Raw genomic sequence first — 19,613 nt, forward strand, 5'->3', positions numbered from 1 at the left:
CTGCGCATGCGCGGGCCCGTGCTGCCCCGTCGACAACAGACGCTGCGTCGCGACATGGGGGCAGGGGAGGGAGCGGCCATCTCGAGCACCGGCATTGTGAAAAGCACGAAGGGCGCCAAGGCGTTCATGTCATCGATGACATCCGGATGCCGCGCTGACGGCGAGGCACCTCACAAGGCCGCGTCGGCATGCCGACGCGCACCTCCTCCTTGGCTGCGGCAACATCCAGGTCTTCCAGCCCTGCGTCTACTCGCTCTTGCTCGACAAGGGCCTGGGGCGTTCTTCGAGAACGTACCCCTGGCCTCGCACCGTGTGCAGCAGCTTCGACTCGAACGGGGCGTCAAGCTTGCTGCGCAGGCGAAGGATGGCCACGTCCACTGAGTTGGCCCTGGCATTGAATTCCGTATCCCAGACGCGCCTGGCAAGCAGCGACCGCGAAAGCACCTTGCGCTGGTTGCGAAGCAATACCACCAGCAACGTGAACTCCGTCCTGGTCAATGCGAGCTCGGTCCCATCGCGGGAGAACTTTGCGCGCCGCTCGTCGAGCTCCAGATCGGCCAGGCGAAGCACCGGTTGCGGGCGTACACCGGTGCTGCGGGCCAGCGCCTTGACGCGGGCCAGCAGTTCGGAAAACTGGAACGGCTTGACCAGATAGTCGTTCGCGCCAAGTTCCAGCCCCGCCATGCGAGCGGCAACGCTGTCGCGTTCGGTCAGAACCAGCAGAGGTGCATCCGTCTTGCGCCGGATCGTTCGAACGGCATGGAATCCGTCCTGGCCAGGCCGCATCGAGTTCAGCAGGATGAGCGCGTAGTCCTGTGCGATGACCGGGTTCGCGGCTGCGTTCTCGCCATTCACGATATCGACGGTGAAGCCGTTTCTCTCCAGCCCCTCGTTGAAGGTCTTGCACTGGGTCGATTGATGGTCGATGAGCAAGACCCGCATCGGATCCATGTCCTCGTCGAGCTCTGCGCTGCGCGCATCGCTGGCGCCGAGAAACGAGCCGCTCAGTGCGGTTTCAAAAGGAAGCGGGGAAGCAGACAGTCGCACAAGTTCTCCCGTTCCAGCGCCCAGGTGGAGCTGTCGCACTTTTATATGGTTCGACGAGCTATTGATCTAATCAATCATTTCTGCCGATGCGGCGGCGTTGCCTCTGTGCGTTTGCAAAGACGGTGTTCGATCTGCCCCGCCTTGGCTTGCAAGGTCGGCGCCGCAAGCCGGGGTAAGCGAAGGCCATTCATCCGATATTCATCTTCTACACAGCGCCACTTAATGCGCGCTTCACCCCTTGTGCATTCCGCGCTGATGCAATTTGGGTCTCGGGACAAGCCCTCGGGCCGTTCCGATATCCAACCACCTCAACCGGAAACGAAGATGAAAAAATTCACCCCTGTCGCCATCGCCTCTTTCCTGATCGCAGGGGCGATCCTGCCGGCTGCGGCCAGAGAGAAGATCGCCAATCGCGGTATCACGGAAGTCGAAGTCCTGGGCGCCCAGCAGGCCTGGTGCAAGGCGCTGGTGGACATCAGCGCCGCGAATTCCAGCGGCGGGCAGCCGGCGGCCAAGGCGCTGGCCGAGAAGGTCATCGACAGCGCATACGCCTACCAGCAGGGCGCTGTGCTGTTCAAGCCGACGCTCACGACATCGCCGCAGACCTTTCGCACCGCCCGCGACGGCGCACTGGCGTACTTCGTGGGCGGCAATCCGGCCTTTCCCAACGACACCGGCTTTGCCCTGAAGGGCTGGAGCAAGTGCGAGATTGCCAACAGCGCCGTATTGATCCATGGCGACACGGCCAGCACGCTGGGCAACGTGATGTTCACCGGCCCGGACGGCACGGTCACCACGGTCGACAAGACCTGGACCTTCGTGAAGGACGATGCCGGCAAGCTGCGCATCGTGGTGCATCACTCGTCGCTGCCGTACGCCGGCCGCTAAGCAGCACGTTCTCAAGTATTGGCATGTTCTTGGCGCTGCCCGGCAGCATCCGCAAAACGGCTCCCATGTGGCAAGCCGCACGACCGATCGGCCCCGCGTTCGCCTGCTGCCGTGGCAGCGGAGGACGCCAACTGGAACTTGTGTTGCGACGCTGAAGAGTCGAACCCGCGCGGGACGCAGTGACGGCCTCCATGCGCGGGGGACGGCGCTTGGGGTGTCGCACAGGCATCCAAGCCCGTGGCGTTGCTGACACTGCCCATTGCGATTTTCAAGATGAAGAAAGCAATGGCTCATACGCAAGCCTTCCCCGATGCGAGTGCATTGCGCGCTCCCCGTTCACTGGATGACTTGCTCCTGTATCGCCTGTGGCGCGCAGTGCGCGCAGGCAACGCCATGGCGACCCGCATGGTCGAGGGCGGCTTCGGCATCACGCGTCGTGAGTGGGGAATGATCGGTGTGCTCGTGCAGATCGGAGAGGTAACCAGTTCCGAATTCGCCGAGCGTCTCCATCCGGACCGCGTCAGCACTTCACGCGGCCTGCGTGGCCTCTACGAGAAAAAGCTGGTGGAACGACGACAGGATGCTGACGATGGCCGGGAAGTGCATGTTCGTGTGAGCCCATCGGGCATGCGACTCTTCGGGGATCTGTTTCCCCGGATCGCGAATCTCAATGCCGATCTCCTCGACGGGATCGATGCTGCGCATATCGACGCGCTCCTTCAGTGCCTGCGCCACATTGAGTTGCGTGCAGGCGCCCTGATGGCGCAGGGTGCGGTGCCCGAGAAGGCGGACCGCCGCTCGGGCGGCACGCGCTATCGATGGTCCAAGCGCGACATCTGAGAGCAATGGATCGCTTGCCATTGCCCAGGCGATGCGATTACCTCGAAAAGTGAAGGGCTGAATTTCACTTCGAGTTCTGGCCGAGAGTACATAAGTTCGCAAAAATTGCTGCTGGTCATTTTCTCGGCGGCATATCCCGCTTTGTCTTTCTACTCACCCTCTCGATCCCCGCTCTAGGAAGCCGAGCAGGTACTCGACACAACATGCCTTTCAGTCAGACCACACGCCCTACCCTGCAGCCCGACTCACCGATCCGGCGTTCCCTGTTGGTGTCCTGCACCGCCGCCGCCTCGCTGGGCCTCGCGAGCCTGTCGAGCTTCGCCAAGGAAAAGGACAAACCCGGGGACGACACGATCGTGATTGGCCAGTCCGCCCCGTTCAGCGGCCCGTCCGCGCAGCTCGGCACGGAGTTCAACCTGGGGGCACGCATCTGCTTCCAGGCCATCAACGAGGGCGGCGGCATCCACGGGCGCAAGATCGAGCTGCGCGCCAAGGACGACGCCTACGACCCCCAGACGACAGCCAGCAACACGGCCGAGCTGCTGGAGCAGGACCATGCCGTTGCGCTGTTCGGCTATGTCGGCACGTCCACCACGCTGGCGGCGCTGCCATTGGCCGTGGCTGCCCAGGTGCCGTTCTTTGCACCGGTCACCGGCGCCGAGGCGCTGCGCCAGCCGCTCAACCGCTTCGTCTTCAATGTCAGAGCGAGCTACTTCGACGAAGCCGAATACATCCTCGACCAGTTGTCGGTCACCGGCACCAAGAGCATCGCGGTCTTTCACCAGAACGACGCGTACGGCAAGGCCGGGCTCGATGCCATGACCAAGGCGAAAGCCAAGCGCAGCCTGGCGATCGTTGCAACGGCGACGGTGGAGCGGCACAGCACCGACGTGGGCGCGGCCGCCAAGGCGCTCCAAGCCGCACACCCGGATGCCATCGTGCTGATCAGCTCCTACACGTCCAGCGCGACACTCATCAAGGAAATGAAGAAGGCCGGCTACAGCGGCCAATTCGTCAGCGTGTCTTTCGTCGGCGGCAAGGCGCTGGCCGACGAACTGGGCAGCTCCGGCGCGGGCGTGATGATTTCCGAAGTCGTGCCCTTCCCCTGGGGCAAGGCTTCGGCCCTGCAGAACGAATATGCCCGGGCCATGCAGAAGGCCGGCGTGCCGGGCATGAGCTTTGGATCGATGGAAGGATTCCTGGCCGCCAAGACCCTGGTCGAAGGGCTGCGCCGCACGGGCCGGGATCTCACGCGGACCAAGCTGGCGGCAGCCCTGGAGACGATGAGCAACTGGGATGCGGGCGGCTTCACCGTGTCCTTCACCCCGGACAACCACAACGGCTCGCGGTTCGTCGAGATGACCATGATCGGCGCGGGCGGGCGCTTCGTTCACTGAGGTTGGACCGGGGAACCGGCTGTTCAGGCCCAGCAGCGAAAGCAGCCGGCGAAGTCATGTTGATCTCAAGTCAGCGACATAGGAGCCTCGTGTCCGCTTGACGCTTGGCGAGCACATGAACACTTCACCGTCAGACGCGCTTGGTCGGCGCCGGCGACGCAAGCAGCGCCAAGTTCAAGGCTTCGGTCGTACAGGCTTGCCATCAGCCCAGGGTATCGATGGCGGCAACCGCGCTGGCCTGCAGTCGCGTCAAACATGTGTTGTCCTGCTGTTTACACCTGGGCGTTTGAAGATGCCGCGCCGCTGACGAAGTTGGGCTTTACCGGGGCCATTGGCCCGCCGAGTTCGCGCTGCATGAAGCACGGCCTGGGCGGCGGCTTGATTCAAGCCGCAGGAACAAAAGAGAAGAGGGCGTGCGCATTGCGTGCAGGCGATCGTTCTCTGGCATCGGCCTGCTGCCGTCTTTGACTTTGAACAGCATTTTGGACAAAGAAGAATGCTTTGACTAACATGCTGGTCGCCATGCCAGCCAAGATTCTGCCGAACTCGGCCCCAAGCAGCGAGTTGCTCCGTCAGCTTGGAGGACGTCTTGCATTGGAACGCCGCTCACACCGGATGACGGCCGTTGACTTTGCTTCGGGGCTTGGAATTTCACGGGCCACTCTTGCCGCAGCAGAACGTGGCGATCCATCAGTGACCATGGGCACGTATGTTCGCATCTTGGAAAAGCTAGGCAAAGTTGCTGACCTGGCACTCGTTGCCGGCTCGGTCGCCGAACCCCGCCCCGGCATTTCGAAGCGCCGCCTTGCGCTGGCGCGCCAAGTTCAGCATGGGCAGCGTGATCCGCGCAGTTTGTTCTTGCTGCCACAACACGTCGTTGCGCGTGCAACGCTGAACTTCTCTGAGGATGCGTTTGGCGAGCCCCAGCCATGGTGACCGAACGAGGCCGCAAGACGGAAGCGGTGACACCCTATGAGACCGTCGAGCGACTTTGGCGGCCGCCGGCGAAGACATGATCCTGGGGGGCGGACAGGCGTTCGCATTCTGGGTGCTTCGATACGATCTGATCGTGCCTGAAGGTGTCGCAGCGATTTCCAGCGACACGGATGTACCCGTCCAATCCGCCGCGGACCGTGAGGCTGTACACCGCATGGCGAAGGCCATACACGGCCGGACGCTTTTCCCCAGCAGACGCGCACTCACCGCACTGGTCGGTCCAGCCGTGTTGGACGTCAACGAGGATGAATTCGTCAACGTGGACGTGATCCATGAGGTCATTGGAATCACTGAAACGGCAATTCGAGCTCGAGCAGTGCGCACAACCATCGGGGACGCGTCCCATGGCGGCCGCGTGACGGCGTTCCTGTTGGCCATACGTTCCTGGCTCTTCAGCGTGGCCAGTTCCCCGGCGTTCACGCGCATGGGCGGGCCGTAACCAGTTGCAGCGCCAGCAAGTATGTCGAGATGCGTAATGGACGATGCCACAACCGCTCATGTGTGGGGTACCCCGTGAAGTGGGTGTTGATGGGGGTGTTCTCGCTGACCGTGGCGGTGTGTAGCGCCGCGCCAATCGAGCGCTGTCCGGAGCCATCGGAAGCGCAGGACTATGGTGACTTTTCCACGGCAGCGCTCCAGCGGGCCTTCAAAGAGGCACCACCCATCGCTTTCGGCCTCGGCAAGGACCGGCGCCGCCAACTTGCCACCTTGCTGGCACGCGGCGCGGACCCGAACGCCTGCCTGAGCGGCGTCAGCGTGCTGGCCGTAAGCGCGGTTTCGGGCGAGCTGGAGGAAGTGCGCATGCTGCTGGATGGTGGCGCCGGGGTGGACAGGCCCATGGACGCGGGCGGTAACACGCCGCTACTGACCGCCCTGGGAATGGGGCGCTACGAGTCCGCTGAGTTGTTGCTGGCGCGAGGGGCCGACGCGCGTCACGCGGCCGACAGCGGCTTCACTGCGTTGCATCAACTGGCGCAGGCCCCGCTCCTGGTGAAAGATGAGGAACGTGCCCGCGCTCAGCAGATCGCTTGGGCGAAGCGACTGCTGAACGTCGGATTGGCTGTCGATGTGCGTGACAGCCGAGGCAACACGCCTTTGCTGCTTGCCACCGGTTTGCGAAACCGCGAGTTGACGGCCTACCTGCTCCGGCGTGGTGCCGACCCTGATGCACAAAATGATCGCGGCAATTCGCCTTTCGAGATTGCGCGCAAGCGCGGCGATACCAGTTGGCTCGATATGTTCGACCGCGCGAAGCCTGTTGACAGGTCACGCTAGGCATGTTCTGTGAGTGAGCCTGAATGGGCTCGGTGCGCTACCAAGACCAAGGCGCTTGCCTAAAGGGTCCCCGTGATCCGGCCACAACGGTCGAGACCATGCAACAACTGGTGAAGTACTGGGACTGGTGCACTGGCAAGCTATGTGGGGCTCGCATCGCGGCGATGTCCGAACGCGTCAGCGATAGGGGTTGTTCGGTGCGCGATCGTAGCGGTCGGGAATACCGTCACCATCGCGGTCACCATCGCGGTCGCGGTCACTGTGACCGCGTCGTGCCGGTGGGGGACGATCCCGCTCGGATGGCACGACCACACAACCGGATAGGACCGCTGAGATTACAAATAGAAGTACGAGTCTTTTCATGAGATTTCCTTGTTAGATAAACGTCCAGCGTTCAGCCAGATCCAAGATAGTGGTCGTTGCGAATTTCGAGAACGTACCCTTTGCGGTGCACTGTATGAATCAGCTTCAGATCAAATGGATCATCCAGCCGCTGGCGAAGTCTCAAGATGGAGAGCGTGACCAGGTTGTCGTGTTGATGTGTGGCACGTGATCCCCAAACGGCGTTGATCAGCCTTGCGCGTGACATCACATGCCCTCGATGGGCCATCAATACATCCAGAAGCTCGAACAGGGTGGCACTGAGACTCAGGTCCGTGCCTCGACGAATTGCCTTGCCGCGCTTGCGGTCGATGGCCAAGTCCGCCAGACGGAGCAAGGCGGCGTCCGGACTCTCGTCGCGGGACGTCAGGGCCCAGGCGCGTGTCAGCAAATCGTCCATGGCGTAGGGCCCGGCCAGGTACTCGGTGGCGCCTGGCGCAAGTTCTTCGACGCGGTCTTCCAGCCGGTCTCGCCCTGTCAGCACCAGCAAAGGGGCGCTGGTCATGCGTCGAACAGAATTTATCGCCGCTTGAGTTGTTTCCGGCGGTGCAACATCGAGAAGAATCAATGCATACGGCTTGCCGGTCGAGAGCTGCGACCCGGCGGCGGCGAGGTCGGCCACATCGACCGCAAAGCCGGATCGCCAGAGCGCACTGCCGAGTTTGCTGCGCGTTTGATTTTCGGCCCCAAGAAGAAGGATGTTCATCAGCAGGCGCTCCCTCCCATCGGCGCGCTCCGTTGGGCGTCGAGAAGTGTTGAAGACAGCGCCGACGGAGCGTCCGGCGCCGTCAGAGTGCAGCGGTGATCGGTCCTGTTCATGCAGCCGTCGATCAGAAAGACGCCAACCACGAGCGCGAGCACCGCAGCGTGTGCGATTGCAAAGCTGGAGAGGTATTTCATTTCCTGTCGTCCGGCTTGCCGCGCAGAAGTGTCTCGGGATGGCGTTCAAGGTAGTCCGTGAGCACGCGCACGGACGCGGCGGTGCGCGTGAGTTCCTGCAGCGTCTGTCGCGCGTCCTGCTGCAGCGGCGAGTCCTGCGCGAGCGTGCGTTCGACCTCGTTCATGGTCTTGCGCGCGTCCCTCATCGCCGCGACGGCTTCCGGCGCTACGTCGTTGTTCAGCGTCGTTGCCAACCGCTCTGCACTGATCAGCGTCTTGTCCAGGCTCGCGAGCGTGGTGCGCAGGTCCTGAGCGATCTGCTCGAAAGGCACCTTGTTGACCTTGGTCACGATCTCTTCGGCCTGCGACTGCAGCGTATCGAGGCCGTTGGGGATGGTCGGCAACTCGAGCGGTTCCCTGGTCACATCGATCGCGACGGCTGGTGCTTTCGGGAAGAAGTCGAGCGCCACATACAGCTGGCCGGTCAGCAGGTTCGCGCTGCGAAGTTGCGCGCGCAGCCCCTTGTTGATCAACACGCGCTTGACGTCCTCCTGCTCGTGCGCTGGCCCGTGGCCGGGGTCGGCCATGTCGGGGCGCAGGCGGCCCGGATAGATCCGCACGAGCACCGGCATGCGAAACTCGCGCCGGTTCTGATCGAATTCGGCGCCGATGGCCTTCACCTCGCCGATCACGACACCGCGAAAGTCCACCGCCGCGCCCGGCGACAGGCCGCGCAGAGACTGGTCGAAGTAGAGAAGCAGGGTCTGCGTCGGGCCATCCGGAGTTTTCATGGCAGTCGATTCGTCATCGGCCAGCGCGAAGGCCATGCCCTCCGGGGCTGCCGGTCCGCGGGTGTCGTCGGGCGCACCAAAAGCGATGCCCCCGAGCAGAATGGACGTGAGCGACTGGGTGCGCAGCGTCGCGCCGCTCGAGCTGAGGCGCAGGTCGAACCCGCTGGCATGCCAGAAGCGCGTGTTGACCCCGATGAAGGTGTCGTAGGGGGCGTTAACGAAGAGCCTCAACAAGACGCCGCGGCCGTCGCGGTCGAGTTCATATGCGGCAACCTGGCCAACCTTGATGCGTCGGAAGAACACCGGCGAGCCCACGCCGAGCGAGCCTGCATCCCCGGCTCGCAGCAGAAACTGAGTGCCGGACGCGTCGTACGCCACGACAGGAGGCGCCTCGAGGCCAACGAACATCTTGCTGTTCTCGCGCGACGTGCCCGCATCGGCGCCGATGTAGGCGCCGGACAGCAAGGTGCCCAGGCCTGAAATGCCCGTGGTGTCGAGTCGCGGTCGTACCACCCAGAACCGCGTGCCCCGTGCAGTGAAGCCCTGGGCATCCTGGTTGAGCTGCAGCACCACGCGCACATGCGAGCGGTCTTGGGCCAGACGCAGGCTCTGCACCACGCCAATCTGCACGTCCTTGTACTTCACGACCGTCTTGCCGGCCTCCAGACCTTCGGCCGTTCTGAAGCTCACCTCGACCGTGGGGCCACGCTCGAGCAGAACCCGAGCGACCAGAGTGATACTGATCAATGCCGCGACCATCGGGACAAGCCAAATCAGCGAGGACATTGGGATGCGGTGGCGGCTCACGCCAGACGGGCAGCCAGATCGTCGGCGGCCTTGTCGCTGCCGGCTCTGGAGGGACCCAGGCGCGCTACCAAGTCGAATCTTGCGTTGAGCTTGTCGCCGAACCGAGCGTCCATGTGCTGAGCCAGTGCCCCCTGGTCTTCTTCAGTCGACCGGGAGTCGGGACAAGGGCGCGGTTGCGCCCCCGTACAGCCTGCCAAGGCGAAGGCGGCGGCGCGAATCATGGTGTGCATCGACGGGCGCATTCGTGTTTCCTTCGTCTGCAAGGTGTGGATGTTTGCTAGTCGAGCTGCAAGACACGATCGCCGTCGCCCGATCGACAGCCGTCGGCGATGGAGGTCCAGCCGTGGTGCACGACGATCTGGCTGCCGTCATGGCACAGCTCGACGCGCTCGCTCCCGGGCAATTGGTCGCGCACAAAGGTCTCGACGGTCGAGGGCAGGCTGACGCGCAGCTTCAGTGCATAGATGTCGTCTTCCGGGTGGTCGTCCAGATGCAAGAGCGGCACGAAGCTCGACGCAAAAATCAGCGCATGCGAGCCGACGTCGACCGGTTCGGGTTCGTAGGGCGCCTGCCGAAGCCAGTTCTGGGCGCGTCCGCGCAGGTCATCTCCGTCGGACAGGTCGCCCCACGCGACGGCGAGCATCTCCATGACCCACTGGTTGCAGTTCTGGTAGCGCAGGCTGAACGGATAGGCGTTGGCGCTGTAGGTCGCGCCCAGCAGGTGCAGCGCGCGCGGCTTGTCGAGCGCCGCGCGCCGCAGCGTTTGTGCCGCGTCAGCGGGGAGTCGCACGATCGAGATGTAGCTCAGCGCGGGATCGTCGATGCCCATCACGAACCCCGTCAGGCCCTGGTCATAGATCCGCGGGCGGCCTTCGTCGCAGGCGTAGTACAGCTGGCGGGCAGACCAGCCGTCGGTCTCGTCGCGCCATGCGATGGCGGCGTGGGAGTACCGGATGCGAAATCGCGAAAGATCGAGCCCGGAACGGCTGATCAGCACGGCACCATCGCCAGCGGCTGAGAGCTCGTCGCGCACAACGGCGGCAAGACGCAGCAATCGATCCTGCTGGTCTGCGGTCAACGGCTTCGTGTGATCGCAGAACTGCGAGGAAGCCAGCGGTCCTGTCCCGCCGGATGCCGCTTGCGCCGTGCCGCAGGCGAGAGCGAGAACTGCCGCGAACCCAAGCGCGAACCGGTGCACGACGCTCAAAGGCTGACGGGGCGGGCCACCAGCTCCCCGTACAAATCATCGGCGAGCACCAGGTAGAACGCCCGGCGGTTGTCGCTGCGCGCAAATGCCGTTCCGTACGCTCGCGGTTGTGCATGCACGAGGTCGCCAGGGCCCAGGCGTTCCTTCGCGAAAGTGGCTTGCGGCAACTCGAGCACGATGCGCTGCTGCGTATCGTCGTTTTGCATCGCGACGCGCGTGAAGCCGGTGCGGTCGGTGGCCTGCGCGACCTCGGTGATGCGGTAGTCGCCTTCGGCCACCTTGTCGCCGTCGAACGAACTCTTGCTCGAACCGCGCAGCGATGCGGACGCGCTGCCACTGGACGCAGAACCGGCGCTGGAAGCCAGAGAGGTGAAGAGTTCGGCCTTCGCGTTGAAGGCGAGTGCAAGGCAGGCGGCCATGCATGCGAGGCGGAAATTCCGGGTGAAGGTCATCGAGTGCTCCTGCGGTGGGTGACGATTCATTTGGCGTGGAAGATGCCGCGCCTAGACCGGGTGACCCTTGCCAAGGCGCACTGAAGCTTGATGCAAGGCCTGCGCAGTCTCCGCGCGAGTGCCTTCTTCATCGCCCCGACGATTTGGCGTATCACGTGAACGGCGTCCATGTGGTCAATCCTCGAGACCTGCTTCACTGCAGGTAGGCGATCAACTGATCGGCGCCTTTTTCAATGCCGACGATGGACGCGCTTCTCGCGCCGATACCGGCTTTGAGATTCCATGCATTGGGGTACTGTTTGGCGACATAGGCGCCAAGCAGCTCATTGGTCGAGGCGTCGTAGATCTCAACGGCGAAGCTGACGGATCCCGTCATGGCGCCTTCCCTGCCGCGGACGGCCTGCACGGCGTTGTAGGGGCCGCCCATGAGGTCGAATCGGGAGAAGGTGCTGAGCACGGCCGTGTTCGTCTTCGCGCCGGTGAGCGTTAGCTTGATCCGCAATGCGTTGACATTTCTGGATGAAGCGTCCGGGAAGCGGGCATTCAGTTTTGCAGCGAACTGGTCCAGCATGTTGCGGGCGAGGAATGCCTTGTCGTCTTCCGACACATCGTCGAACTGGGCATCGCTGCCGCGATAGATGGCGACCGGATCGAGAACGAAGGCTGAATACTTGCGCCAATTGACCTGGGTCTTGTATTCGAACGGGGTGCGGCCGGAGTCATCGTTCAGGCTGGGGCGCAGCTGGCTGGACGACGGGATGCCCGCGTAGGGAATGGGCTGCGTGCTGCTGCACGCCCCCAGGGCCAAGCAGACCGCGAGCATGGCAGCCGTTGAAGTTTTGAGAAGAGCGGGCATGGATTCCTTGGCCGATGGGGGTTGTAGAAGATCAAATCACAACTGTACGTTACGGTTCATTATTGATCCACCAAATTTGCTCTGTCAAGAAAAATGTACAGTTGGGTATTCTTTCGAAGGAGACTTGATGAAGGTACGAACGGAGACGCGGCGCAACGCCATCGTTGAGGGAGCGCTGGCACTGTTTAAGGAGCAGGGATATGAACGAGCATCGATGAACGAGCTTGCCAAGCGCCTTGGCGGGTCGAAGGCCACCCTCTACGGGTACTTCTCCTCGAAGGAGGAACTCTTCATGGCGGTGGTGCAGAGCGTTGCAACATCGCACCTGGCGGAGAGCCCGACGGAGTTGCTCAAGGTGAGCGGTGAAGCCACGCTCGAATCACTGCTGATGAGCTTCGGCGAGCGGATGCTGTCCGTGCTGAGCAACGATGCCGATGCGCTCGCGGTCTACCGGATGGTCATCGCCGAAGCCGGGCACTCCAAGGTGGGGCAGTTGTTCTACGAATCAGGGCCGACCGAATTCATCCAGACGCTCGCCGGGCTCATGGCATCTGCGATGGAGTACGGCGAGTTGCGGCGTGCAGATCCCGTCGTGACTGCGATGCAGTTCTCCGCATTGGTCACGGCAGAGACCCAGGTTCGGCTGTTCCAGAGCAATCCTCCACCACTGTCAGCGGATCAGATCCATGCGCTGGTCAAGCGCGCTGTAGAGATGTTCCTCGCTGGCGCCGTGCCTCAATAGATCGTGACGGTGCCCACAGCCAAAACAGTTAGCCCATGCCATGAATGAGATCTGGAGCATGGATTTCGTGGCCCACGCGCTGTTCGACGGGCGCAAGCTGCGCATGTTGCGCGGCTGATGGATCTTGGCGACTCGCTGTTTGCGGGGCGTCCAAAGGCCGGCTGCCGTCACCAGTGTTCGCACCGTCTCGACACCGAGCGTCAGGCCATGGCGTCCAGCCAGCTTCTCGCAGGCCAGTGTTGGCCCGAAGTCCGCGTAACGCTCGCGGATCAGCCCAATGGCCCGTAGCGCGACTCCCGGCGCCAGTTGGCGGTTGCCGGGTCGGCCTCGCTTACGCGAAACCAACCCGGCGGCGCCTTCATCCTTGTATCGCTGAATCAGGCGTTCGAGTTGCCGTCGACTCAGGCCCAGCCGCTGCGCGGCTTGGCCCACACGTGTCAGTCGGTCAACGACGGCTTGCGCCGTCTTGAGCCGGTTGACCTCGCGCATGTTCATTGTGATGGTGGCCGCGTCGTTCGCCATGTCTGCACCTCAAACCCCGGACCGGGGCGCAGACTTTGCGACATTTCAACTTTGCTGGAATGCGACATTACAACTTTGCTCCCACAGTGTTTTCCAACACAATGTGTCTTATGTTAAATAATCTACAGAGGAAATGTACGATGCTAGCGCTGCTAACGTCCCTCACCCCTTCTGCCCCTTGAATCAAGTCGTATGAGCGATCACTAGGCGATTTCAAATCCCAAGTGCAACGATGGGTTGAATGTCGACATTCTGGTTGAAGCAGTCCTCGAAGAGGACTTGAGCCGGTGTGCGGAAGCCCAAGGTTTTGCGTGGGCGGGTGTTCAAACTCCAGGCGATGTGATCGAGATGGCGCTGAGAGTGGACGCTCAGGTCTGTTCCTTTGGGCAGGTACTGCCTGATCAGGCCGTTGGTGTTCTCGTTGATGCCGCGCTGCCAAGGGCTGTGAGGGTCTGCAAAATAGATCTTCAGCCCCGTGCTTTCGGCGAGTTTCTTGTGCAAAGCCATCTCTTTGCCTTGGTCGTAGGTCAAGGTTTTGCGAAGCGCTTCGTCCAATGGCGAGAAGGCCTGCTCGTAGCCCTTGAGGGCATCCAGCGCCGTGGCGCCATCCATCTTGACCAGCATCACGAACAAGGTCTTGCGGCATACCAGGGTGCCCACGGCCGAACGGTTCAGGGCTCCTTTGATCAAGTCGCCCTCCCAATGTCCGGGCAGCAGGCGATCGTTGGCCTCGGGCGGACGCACATGAATGCTCACCATGTCCTGCAGCGAACCACGCCTGTCTTCTCCCCGAGTACGAGGCTTGCGCGCGCCGCGGCCCTGGCGCAGCAAGGCCACCAATTCCTTGCGCAATCCGCCACGCGGGGCAGCATAGATGGCCGTGTATATCGTCTCGTGAGAAGCTTGCAATTCGCGCTGTCCAGGGTGCTCTTGCTTGAGTGTGCCGGCGATCTGCTCGGGCGACCAGCACTGCTCCAGCAGCGCCCGAACCTTGCGCCAGGGCGCGCCCTCGAAGTGAAGTTTGCACCGACGCCGTGCCTGGCGTCGCACACGGCGCGAACGTACCCCGGCCCTGACCGCATCGTAGCCACCCGCGATGCGCGGGCGCCCCATTGGGCCGAGCTCTGCATCGGACTTGAAGCCATTGCGCCGCAACTCCCGCGTGATCGTGCTGGGCGCGCGCCCCAACGTTGCGGCAATCGATCTGGCGCTGCTGCCTTGCAGCTTCATCGCCATGATCATTCCTCGCTCTTCGGCGCTCAGTTGTTCGTAACTTCTGTTCGTGCAAGCTCTTCCCTTGAGGATCGAGTGTGTTGCACTTCAGACTTGAAACCGCCCTACTTAAAAACCGTCAACGACTCAGGCTTCCCGCTGCAGATCGCAGTCGAGCACCTGATCCGCACGCATGCACCGGGCGGCTGGAAGGTTCGCCGACTATCGCCGCGAGGGCGAAACCCGCTTCGTTGTCACCGACGTGCGTTTCGACAACGAGGCGCACGCGCTGCGCATGGCCGGCGCCGTACTCTGGCAACTCATCCGCCCAGGTCACAACGGCGCAGCGGAAGGCTCGCACGTCAGCGCGACGGACGGTAGCCGCTTCAGTCCCGATGTAGTCATTACCAACTCACGCGACGTACGCCACCTGCAGGCTGAGGTTCTGGCGCTGCTTCTCGCCCGCGAACTAGGGCTCGACCGGAATTGCCTAGACCTCACCATTAAGGGCGAAGACGGCGCTGGCCTTCAGGTCCGCCAATGAGCGTGCGCCCCCTGTACTTAGATAAGCCGACAGTGGCCCAGTTCGTTGTGACCTGCCCCCTGTACCAGCGTAATGGCAGCGAAGTCCGTCAACTTGGAGAATGACGGACATGAGAAAGAGCAGATACACCGAGGAGCAGATCATCGGTTTCATCAAGCAGGCCGAGTCCGGCTTGCCGATCAAGGATCTGTGCCGCAAAGGCGGCTTCAGCGACGCGACCTTCTACAAATGGCGTGCCAAGTACGGCGGCATGGACGTGCCCGACGCCCGGCGGCTGCGTGAACTGGAGGCCGAGAACAACAAGCTCAAGAAGCTGTTGGCCGAGGCGCACCGTAATGGTCCGACGAAGGCCGTCCTTGCCTGATGCGCAGGCTGCAGGAAGCATCTGACCTCAATCGCAGACCCGCTTGGAGGTGTGCGCTAAAGGAGATGGTGCACACCATGAAGAGTGAGCAAGACTCGAAGGCCGGCCGACGACATCACGACCGTGCGTTCAAGCAGGAGCTGGTGCGACAAAGCCTGGAGCCAGGCGCGTCCGTATCGGCGATCGCGCTGCGCAGTGGCATCAACGCCAACATGCTGTTCAAGTGGCGCAGGGAGCATGTTCGAGCCGCAGGCGACGCGCCGCCGGCGGTGCTGTTGCCGATAGAGGTAGCACCGGCGACCGAGGTCATGTCCATTCCGACTTCCGCTGCGCCTGCCCCATCGTCATCGAGACCGACACCGCGGACTGGCGTCATCGAACTGGAGTTCGCCGGCGCGCAATTGCGACTGCGTGGCGCTGTCGACGAAGACAGTCTGTGCAGCGTCCTGCGCGCGCTGCGCCAGAGTGCATGATCGGCCCGCGGGCGGGCACCCGCGTCTGGCTGGCCGCTGGCGTGACGGACATGCGTTGCGGCATGGACACGCTGGCGGCGAAGGTGCAGACCGCTCTCACCGAGGATCCGTACTCCGGCCACGTCTTCGTCTTCCGCGGGCGGCGCGGCGACCTGGTCAAGCTGTTGTGGAGTGACGGCGACGGCATGTGCCTGCTGGCCAAGCGGCTGGAGCGAGGGCGATTCGTCTGGCCACAGGCCGAGTCGGGATCGATCTCGTTGAGCGGTGCGCAGCTGTCGATGCTGCTCGAAGGCATCGACTGGCGCCGACCCGAGCGCACCTGGCAGCCACGCGCAGCGGCGTAGTGGAGCATCGGCCAAGTTGACAGGACAACTCCCGTTGTAGGGCCAGGTACCGACCGGCACAGTCGTAGCCATGACCTCGCAGGAACTGCTTGCCGCCAACGCCGCGCTCAGCGGCGAAGTGCAGCGCTCGCAAGAGGCATTGAAGATCGCGCTGCTGACCGTCGAGAAGCTCAAGGTTGAAGTGGCGTACTTGCGGCGCATGAAGTACGGCCGCTCCAGCGAGCAGCTTGAACACGCTCAGCTTGAACTCGTGGGCGGGCAGCTCGCGCAGCCGGCGGTGACCCCCGCGGTGCCGGGCGAAGACGACGCTGATGGCAAGCACCCTTCCAACGTCACGTCCATCGATCAAGGCCGCAAGAAGCGCCAGGCGCGACAGCGCACCGGCGTGCGCGACTTGCCAGATCATCTGCCGCGGCGCACCGTGATGCATACGCCGCACAGCGGTTGCAACTGCCAGGCCTGCGGCCGCGGTCTTCGCGAGATCGGCCAGGACGTCGCGGAGGTACTCGACTATGAGCCGGGCAGCTTCCATGTTGTGCGCCACGTTCGCCCCAAGCTCGCTTGCGCGAACTGCAGCACGATCACGCAGGTGCCCGCGCCGAGTCGCCCCATCGATCGCTGCATGGCCGGCGCCGGGCTGCTCTCGCACGTGCTGGTGAGCAAGTATTGCGATCACACACCCTTGTATCGGCTGTGCCAGATCTACAGCCGTGAAGGCGTCGAGCTGCAGCGCTCGACCCTGGCCGACTGGGTGGCGCAGGCGGCACGCTTGCTGAGCCCGCTGGCCGAAGCCATCGGCCGCTACGTGTTGGCGGCTGACAAGATCCACGGTGACGACACGCCGATCCGCGTGCTCGGCGGCGCCGGTGCCAAGGCGCGCACTGGACGCCTGTGGGTGTACGTGAGGGATGACCGCCCCAGCGGCGACACAGCGCCGCCGGCGGTGTGGTTCCAGTACTCGGCGAACCGCAGGGGCGAACACCCCGTGCGCCATCTGCGGCACTTCAAGGGAATCCTGCAAGCTGATGCCTTCGCTGGCTACCACCCCTTGTATGAAGACGGCCGGGTGGTCGAGGCGGCTTGCTGGAGCCATGCACGGCGCAAGCTGTGGGACATCCACGAGCGCCAGCACAAGCTCGGCGGAACGCTGGCGCACCAGGCGCTGCAGCGCATCGGCAAGGTCTTCGGGGTGGAAGCCGAGATCCGAGGCAAGCCGCCACACGAGCGAATGCGGGTTCGCCGGGAACGAACCGCTGCAATGCTGGGCGACCTGAAGGCATGGTTCGACACGGCGCTGTCGCAGGTCTCGGCGAAGTCGCCGATGGCGTTGGCGATCGGGTATTCGCTGAGCAACTGGACGGCGCTGACGCGCTTCGTCGACGATGGGCGGATCGAAATGCACAACAACGCGGCCGAGCGCGCGCTGCGCGGCGTGGCGATCGGCCGCAAGAACTACCTGCATCTCGGCTCGGACAACGGCGGGCACAGCGCGGCGGTGATTTACACCTTGATCGGCTCGGCCAAGCTCGTCGGCATTGATTCGCAGGCCTACTTGCGCCACGTGCTCGAGCGCATCGCCGACCATCCGAGCAACCGTATCGACGAGTTGCTGCCGTGGGCGGTCGCCAGTGAGCTTGCCAAGGCGGCGCCGACGAGCTCACAGCCGACTGACAAGCTCGCGGCCTGAGCGCATCGCCGCTGGCAAAATCGCCAGCATGCGTGTCAAGCAGATCGAAGATCTCCCCATGGCCACCAGCGCTGAGCTGTACCAGCTCAGCTGGGTCATCGAGCAACTCATGGCCGACCCCAGGCGCATCGTGCAGGCGCGCTCGCAGTTGCACATGGGCCAACTGGTGAGGTACTGGGACTGGGGGACCGGCAAGCTGCGCGAGGCTCGCATCGCGGCGATGAAAGACCGGCAGGTCACACTGATCGATGAGCAAAGCAAACAGCGCTTCAGCGTGCTGTACGCGGCCGTCGTGCCTGTCGATGATCAGCAGGCAGGCGCGTCACCCTCACCGGCGACTGCCGCACCGCTGAGGCCGCCGCCGGAGATCCATCACAAACAGGACTTCCGCGTCGGCCAGCGCGTGAGCTTCACCGACCAAAGCCTCAAGCGCCACGTCGGAGAAATCGTTCGGATCAACCAGCGCACGGCCACCGTTCACTGCGACGGCCGCGCATGGCGCGTGGCGTTCGCTCTGCTTCAACACGTCACCGACATCACGCCTTAAACCACCCGGCCGTCAACAACGGCCTCGAGCGGACTATTACGGCGCACCTGGACATCCACGCACTGAACACCGCCTTCGGGGTAAAGCGCTAGCCCCGCAAGCCAAGCGGGCCGCCGTCTTAGCCATGGTCCAGCAATGCGATCTGAGCGAGCGGCGCGCCTGCAGGCTTGTGGGGCTCTCCCGCGACAGCTACCGCCATCCACCCGAGGCCAATGCCATGAGGCAAGAGCTCAGCAGCAAGATCGTCGAGATCGCGCATGCACGCCGGCGCTTCGGCTAACTGAGTTCGTACCATCGGTGCATGAGTACGAATTCGTCAGGGGATCGACCGCAGCTGGTCGACATCGGCGTGAACTTCCACGCGGCGCAGTTGGTGTCGCTCACAGATGCACTGCTGGTCCGCGCAAAGGCCGCAGGAGTGACGCAAATCCTGGCCACAGGCACTTCGCTTGCCTCGAGTAGGCTTGCGCGCGATCTCGCCAAGGCAAACCCCGGTGTTGTCTTTGCGACCGCTGGGGTTCATCCGCACGGCGCAAAGTCGTGCGACCCGAACACCTTACGCGAGCTTGCCGAACTCTGGAAGTGCTCGCAGGTCGTCGCTATCGGAGAGTGCGGTCTTGACTACAACCGCAACTTTTCAACGCCGCAGTTGCAGCGCATCGCATTCGAGCGTCAACTGTCGATGGCCCTCGGAATCCGCAAACCATTTTTCCTTCACTGTCGCGACGCCTTCACTGATTTCCACGACATGCTCGCCCCTGTGGTTGCCGACGGGGCCCGTGGTGTCGTTCACTGCTTCACCGGTGATCGCGCGGAGGCGGAAGCTTTCCTCGGCATGGGGCTCGACATCGGCATTACCGGGTGGGTCTCCGATCTCAAGCGGGGCATGGCACTGCGCGAAGCCATATCGGCAATTCCGTTGGATCGCTTGCACCTTGAAACCGATGCGCCTTATCTTCTTCCGAAAAACCCAGGAGTCCGTCGCGGGCACAACGAGCCAGCAAATCTCCGTTGGATCGCCATCAGCGTGGCGGAACTCATGAATCGGGATGTTGAAGAGATTATTCAGGCCTGTAGCGACAACAGCCGCCGCATGTTCGGTCTTCCAAGCGTTTGAAGCGGCGATGAGTCGTTTGCCTTCGCATCTCCGCACGATGGGATCGGTGGCGCTTTGCTGATCGGGCTCCTGTCGCTGAAAGTGGAAACCAACGGCCCATCACCCGCGGCCGCCGACTGCGAAGCCATCGGTCTCTTCGCGCCAGCCTAGAGGATTGGGCGAAGCGCAGTTCTGTCGTGATGCCGCGGCAGCACGGGGTGCTCATGCACCGGCCCAGGATACAATCGTTTCACGTATTGTTTCAA

At 63.1% G+C, this 19,613-nt stretch carries 22 protein-coding genes and 2 pseudogenes; 15 read left to right on the forward strand and 9 right to left on the reverse strand.

Annotation, left to right across the window (positions count from 1 at the left end; all coding sequences use genetic code 11):
• Positions 1-246 precede the first annotated feature (246 nt).
• Positions 247-1,047 carry a winged helix-turn-helix domain-containing protein gene (locus ACTG4X_RS35800; RefSeq protein ID WP_097201145.1) on the reverse strand — a complete coding sequence of 267 codons (801 nt, stop codon included), beginning with the start codon at positions 1,045-1,047 and terminating at the stop codon, positions 247-249.
• 324 nt (positions 1,048-1,371) lie between these two features.
• Here ACTG4X_RS35800 and ACTG4X_RS35805 point away from each other — a divergent pair, with 324 nt between their 5' ends.
• From ACTG4X_RS35805 to ACTG4X_RS35830, 6 genes are all read left to right on the forward strand, one after another.
• Complete coding sequence (locus ACTG4X_RS35805; RefSeq protein ID WP_440534490.1) at positions 1,372-1,935, forward strand: hypothetical protein; 564 nt, start codon at positions 1,372-1,374, stop codon at positions 1,933-1,935.
• Positions 1,936-2,220: 285 nt separating this feature from the next.
• Positions 2,221-2,775 carry a MarR family winged helix-turn-helix transcriptional regulator gene (locus tag ACTG4X_RS35810; RefSeq protein ID WP_097201248.1) on the forward strand — a complete coding sequence of 185 codons (555 nt, stop codon included), beginning with the start codon at positions 2,221-2,223 and terminating at the stop codon, positions 2,773-2,775.
• Between the two features lie 203 nt (positions 2,776-2,978).
• Complete coding sequence (locus ACTG4X_RS35815) at positions 2,979-4,172, forward strand: ABC transporter substrate-binding protein (protein WP_097201148.1); 1,194 nt, start codon at positions 2,979-2,981, stop codon at positions 4,170-4,172.
• Between the two features lie 510 nt (positions 4,173-4,682).
• Entirely contained in the window at positions 4,683-5,108 is a 426-nt protein-coding gene (locus ACTG4X_RS35820) for a helix-turn-helix domain-containing protein (protein WP_257015147.1), read from the forward strand.
• Positions 5,109-5,184: 76 nt separating this feature from the next.
• Positions 5,185-5,607 (forward strand): hypothetical protein, encoded by a 423-nt coding sequence (locus tag ACTG4X_RS35825; protein ID WP_097201149.1) that lies wholly within the window; start codon positions 5,185-5,187, stop codon positions 5,605-5,607.
• 74 nt (positions 5,608-5,681) lie between these two features.
• On the forward strand, positions 5,682-6,443 hold the full coding sequence (locus ACTG4X_RS35830; RefSeq protein WP_179830567.1) for an ankyrin repeat domain-containing protein: 762 nt from the start codon (positions 5,682-5,684) through the stop codon (positions 6,441-6,443).
• A 394-nt stretch (positions 6,444-6,837) separates the two neighbouring features.
• On the opposite strand, the gene ACTG4X_RS35835 is transcribed toward ACTG4X_RS35830, so the two are convergent.
• The 6 genes from ACTG4X_RS35835 to ACTG4X_RS35860 form a co-directional block, all read right to left on the reverse strand.
• Positions 6,838-7,530 (reverse strand): winged helix-turn-helix domain-containing protein, encoded by a 693-nt coding sequence (locus ACTG4X_RS35835; protein ID WP_097201152.1) that lies wholly within the window; start codon positions 7,528-7,530, stop codon positions 6,838-6,840.
• A complete protein-coding gene (locus tag ACTG4X_RS35840; protein ID WP_097201153.1) occupies positions 7,530-7,724 on the reverse strand; it encodes a hypothetical protein in 195 nt (64 codons plus the stop codon). The genes ACTG4X_RS35835 and ACTG4X_RS35840 overlap by 1 nt, the downstream gene beginning before the upstream one ends.
• A complete protein-coding gene (locus ACTG4X_RS35845; protein ID WP_097201154.1) occupies positions 7,721-9,280 on the reverse strand; it encodes a PqiB family protein in 1,560 nt (519 codons plus the stop codon). Before ACTG4X_RS35845 ends, ACTG4X_RS35840 begins: the two co-directional genes overlap by 4 nt.
• 298 nt (positions 9,281-9,578) lie before the next feature.
• On the reverse strand, positions 9,579-10,508 hold the full coding sequence (locus tag ACTG4X_RS35850; protein WP_097201156.1) for a DUF2145 domain-containing protein: 930 nt from the start codon (positions 10,506-10,508) through the stop codon (positions 9,579-9,581).
• Positions 10,505-10,960 carry a hypothetical protein gene (locus tag ACTG4X_RS35855; protein WP_097201157.1) on the reverse strand — a complete coding sequence of 152 codons (456 nt, stop codon included), beginning with the start codon at positions 10,958-10,960 and terminating at the stop codon, positions 10,505-10,507. The genes ACTG4X_RS35850 and ACTG4X_RS35855 overlap by 4 nt, the downstream gene beginning before the upstream one ends.
• A gap of 193 nt (positions 10,961-11,153) precedes the next feature.
• Positions 11,154-11,816: a DUF3313 domain-containing protein gene (locus tag ACTG4X_RS35860; RefSeq protein ID WP_097201158.1), complete on the reverse strand. Its 663-nt coding sequence runs from the start codon at positions 11,814-11,816 to the stop codon at positions 11,154-11,156.
• A gap of 127 nt (positions 11,817-11,943) precedes the next feature.
• Here ACTG4X_RS35860 and ACTG4X_RS35865 point away from each other — a divergent pair, with 127 nt between their 5' ends.
• The gene (locus tag ACTG4X_RS35865; RefSeq protein WP_097201159.1) at positions 11,944-12,558 is read left to right on the forward strand and encodes a TetR/AcrR family transcriptional regulator; all 615 of its coding nucleotides are present in this window, start codon (positions 11,944-11,946) and stop codon (positions 12,556-12,558) included.
• Positions 12,559-12,654: 96 nt separating this feature from the next.
• On the opposite strand, the pseudogene ACTG4X_RS35870 reads toward ACTG4X_RS35865, so the two are convergent.
• Positions 12,655-13,080 (reverse strand): annotated as a pseudogene (locus ACTG4X_RS35870) (helix-turn-helix domain-containing protein); the annotation flags it as partial.
• A 213-nt stretch (positions 13,081-13,293) separates the two neighbouring features.
• Positions 13,294-14,322, reverse strand: coding sequence for an IS30 family transposase (locus tag ACTG4X_RS35875; RefSeq protein WP_440534491.1), 1,029 nt, complete (start codon positions 14,320-14,322; stop codon positions 13,294-13,296).
• 163 nt (positions 14,323-14,485) lie between these two features.
• Here ACTG4X_RS35875 and ACTG4X_RS35880 point away from each other — a divergent pair, with 163 nt between their 5' ends.
• The 8 genes and pseudogenes from ACTG4X_RS35880 (at position 14,486) to ACTG4X_RS35915 (ending at position 19,368) form a co-directional block, all read left to right on the forward strand.
• Positions 14,486-14,836, forward strand: a complete 351-nt coding sequence (locus ACTG4X_RS35880) for a hypothetical protein (RefSeq protein ID WP_440534492.1) — start codon at positions 14,486-14,488, stop codon at positions 14,834-14,836.
• Between the two features lie 109 nt (positions 14,837-14,945).
• A pseudogene (locus tag ACTG4X_RS35885) lies at positions 14,946-15,164 on the forward strand (transposase); the annotation flags it as partial.
• A 113-nt stretch (positions 15,165-15,277) separates the two neighbouring features.
• Positions 15,278-15,673, forward strand: coding sequence for an IS66-like element accessory protein TnpA (tnpA, locus tag ACTG4X_RS35890; RefSeq protein WP_440532379.1), 396 nt, complete (start codon positions 15,278-15,280; stop codon positions 15,671-15,673).
• On the forward strand, positions 15,670-16,017 hold the full coding sequence (tnpB, locus tag ACTG4X_RS35895) for an IS66 family insertion sequence element accessory protein TnpB (protein ID WP_097197973.1): 348 nt from the start codon (positions 15,670-15,672) through the stop codon (positions 16,015-16,017). Before tnpA ends, tnpB begins: the two co-directional genes overlap by 4 nt.
• A gap of 85 nt (positions 16,018-16,102) precedes the next feature.
• Entirely contained in the window at positions 16,103-17,704 is a 1,602-nt protein-coding gene (tnpC, locus tag ACTG4X_RS35900) for an IS66 family transposase (RefSeq protein ID WP_440534390.1), read from the forward strand.
• A 58-nt stretch (positions 17,705-17,762) separates the two neighbouring features.
• Positions 17,763-18,251, forward strand: a complete 489-nt coding sequence (locus tag ACTG4X_RS35905) for a hypothetical protein (protein WP_257014540.1) — start codon at positions 17,763-17,765, stop codon at positions 18,249-18,251.
• A 124-nt stretch (positions 18,252-18,375) separates the two neighbouring features.
• Complete coding sequence (locus ACTG4X_RS35910) at positions 18,376-18,531, forward strand: hypothetical protein (protein WP_179830569.1); 156 nt, start codon at positions 18,376-18,378, stop codon at positions 18,529-18,531.
• 21 nt (positions 18,532-18,552) lie between these two features.
• On the forward strand, positions 18,553-19,368 hold the full coding sequence (locus tag ACTG4X_RS35915; RefSeq protein WP_440534493.1) for a TatD family hydrolase: 816 nt from the start codon (positions 18,553-18,555) through the stop codon (positions 19,366-19,368).
• The last annotated feature ends 245 nt before the right edge of the window (positions 19,369-19,613 follow it).

The organism is Variovorax sp. YR566 (genome assembly GCF_051992195.1).
In the GTDB taxonomy this organism is placed as follows: Bacteria; Pseudomonadota; Gammaproteobacteria; order Burkholderiales; family Burkholderiaceae_C; genus Variovorax.

What these genes read in the sequence shown, in the direction of transcription:
- ACTG4X_RS35915 (WP_440534493.1), top strand. Translation starts at nt 18,553, where the DNA reads ATGAGTACGAATTCGTCAGGGGATCGACCGCAGCTGGTCGACATCGGC.
- ACTG4X_RS35805 (WP_440534490.1), top strand. Translation starts at nt 1,372, where the DNA reads ATGAAAAAATTCACCCCTGTCGCCATCGCCTCTTTCCTGATCGCAGGG.
- ACTG4X_RS35810 (WP_097201248.1), top strand. Translation starts at nt 2,221, where the DNA reads ATGGCTCATACGCAAGCCTTCCCCGATGCGAGTGCATTGCGCGCTCCC.
- ACTG4X_RS35835 (WP_097201152.1), bottom strand. Translation starts at nt 7,530, where the DNA reads ATGAACATCCTTCTTCTTGGGGCCGAAAATCAAACGCGCAGCAAACTC.
- ACTG4X_RS35875 (WP_440534491.1), bottom strand. Translation starts at nt 14,322, where the DNA reads ATGATCATGGCGATGAAGCTGCAAGGCAGCAGCGCCAGATCGATTGCC.
- ACTG4X_RS35825 (WP_097201149.1), top strand. Translation starts at nt 5,185, where the DNA reads ATGATCCTGGGGGGCGGACAGGCGTTCGCATTCTGGGTGCTTCGATAC.
- ACTG4X_RS35855 (WP_097201157.1), bottom strand. Translation starts at nt 10,960, where the DNA reads ATGACCTTCACCCGGAATTTCCGCCTCGCATGCATGGCCGCCTGCCTT.
- ACTG4X_RS35905 (WP_257014540.1), top strand. Translation starts at nt 17,763, where the DNA reads ATGGCCACCAGCGCTGAGCTGTACCAGCTCAGCTGGGTCATCGAGCAA.
- ACTG4X_RS35845 (WP_097201154.1), bottom strand. Translation starts at nt 9,280, where the DNA reads ATGTCCTCGCTGATTTGGCTTGTCCCGATGGTCGCGGCATTGATCAGT.
- ACTG4X_RS35860 (WP_097201158.1), bottom strand. Translation starts at nt 11,816, where the DNA reads ATGCCCGCTCTTCTCAAAACTTCAACGGCTGCCATGCTCGCGGTCTGC.
- ACTG4X_RS35815 (WP_097201148.1), top strand. Translation starts at nt 2,979, where the DNA reads ATGCCTTTCAGTCAGACCACACGCCCTACCCTGCAGCCCGACTCACCG.
- ACTG4X_RS35840 (WP_097201153.1), bottom strand. Translation starts at nt 7,724, where the DNA reads ATGAAATACCTCTCCAGCTTTGCAATCGCACACGCTGCGGTGCTCGCG.
- ACTG4X_RS35880 (WP_440534492.1), top strand. Translation starts at nt 14,486, where the DNA reads ATGCACCGGGCGGCTGGAAGGTTCGCCGACTATCGCCGCGAGGGCGAA.
- tnpB (WP_097197973.1), top strand. Translation starts at nt 15,670, where the DNA reads ATGATCGGCCCGCGGGCGGGCACCCGCGTCTGGCTGGCCGCTGGCGTG.
- ACTG4X_RS35910 (WP_179830569.1), top strand. Translation starts at nt 18,376, where the DNA reads ATGGTCCAGCAATGCGATCTGAGCGAGCGGCGCGCCTGCAGGCTTGTG.
- tnpA (WP_440532379.1), top strand. Translation starts at nt 15,278, where the DNA reads ATGAAGAGTGAGCAAGACTCGAAGGCCGGCCGACGACATCACGACCGT.
- ACTG4X_RS35820 (WP_257015147.1), top strand. Translation starts at nt 4,683, where the DNA reads ATGCTGGTCGCCATGCCAGCCAAGATTCTGCCGAACTCGGCCCCAAGC.
- ACTG4X_RS35865 (WP_097201159.1), top strand. Translation starts at nt 11,944, where the DNA reads ATGAAGGTACGAACGGAGACGCGGCGCAACGCCATCGTTGAGGGAGCG.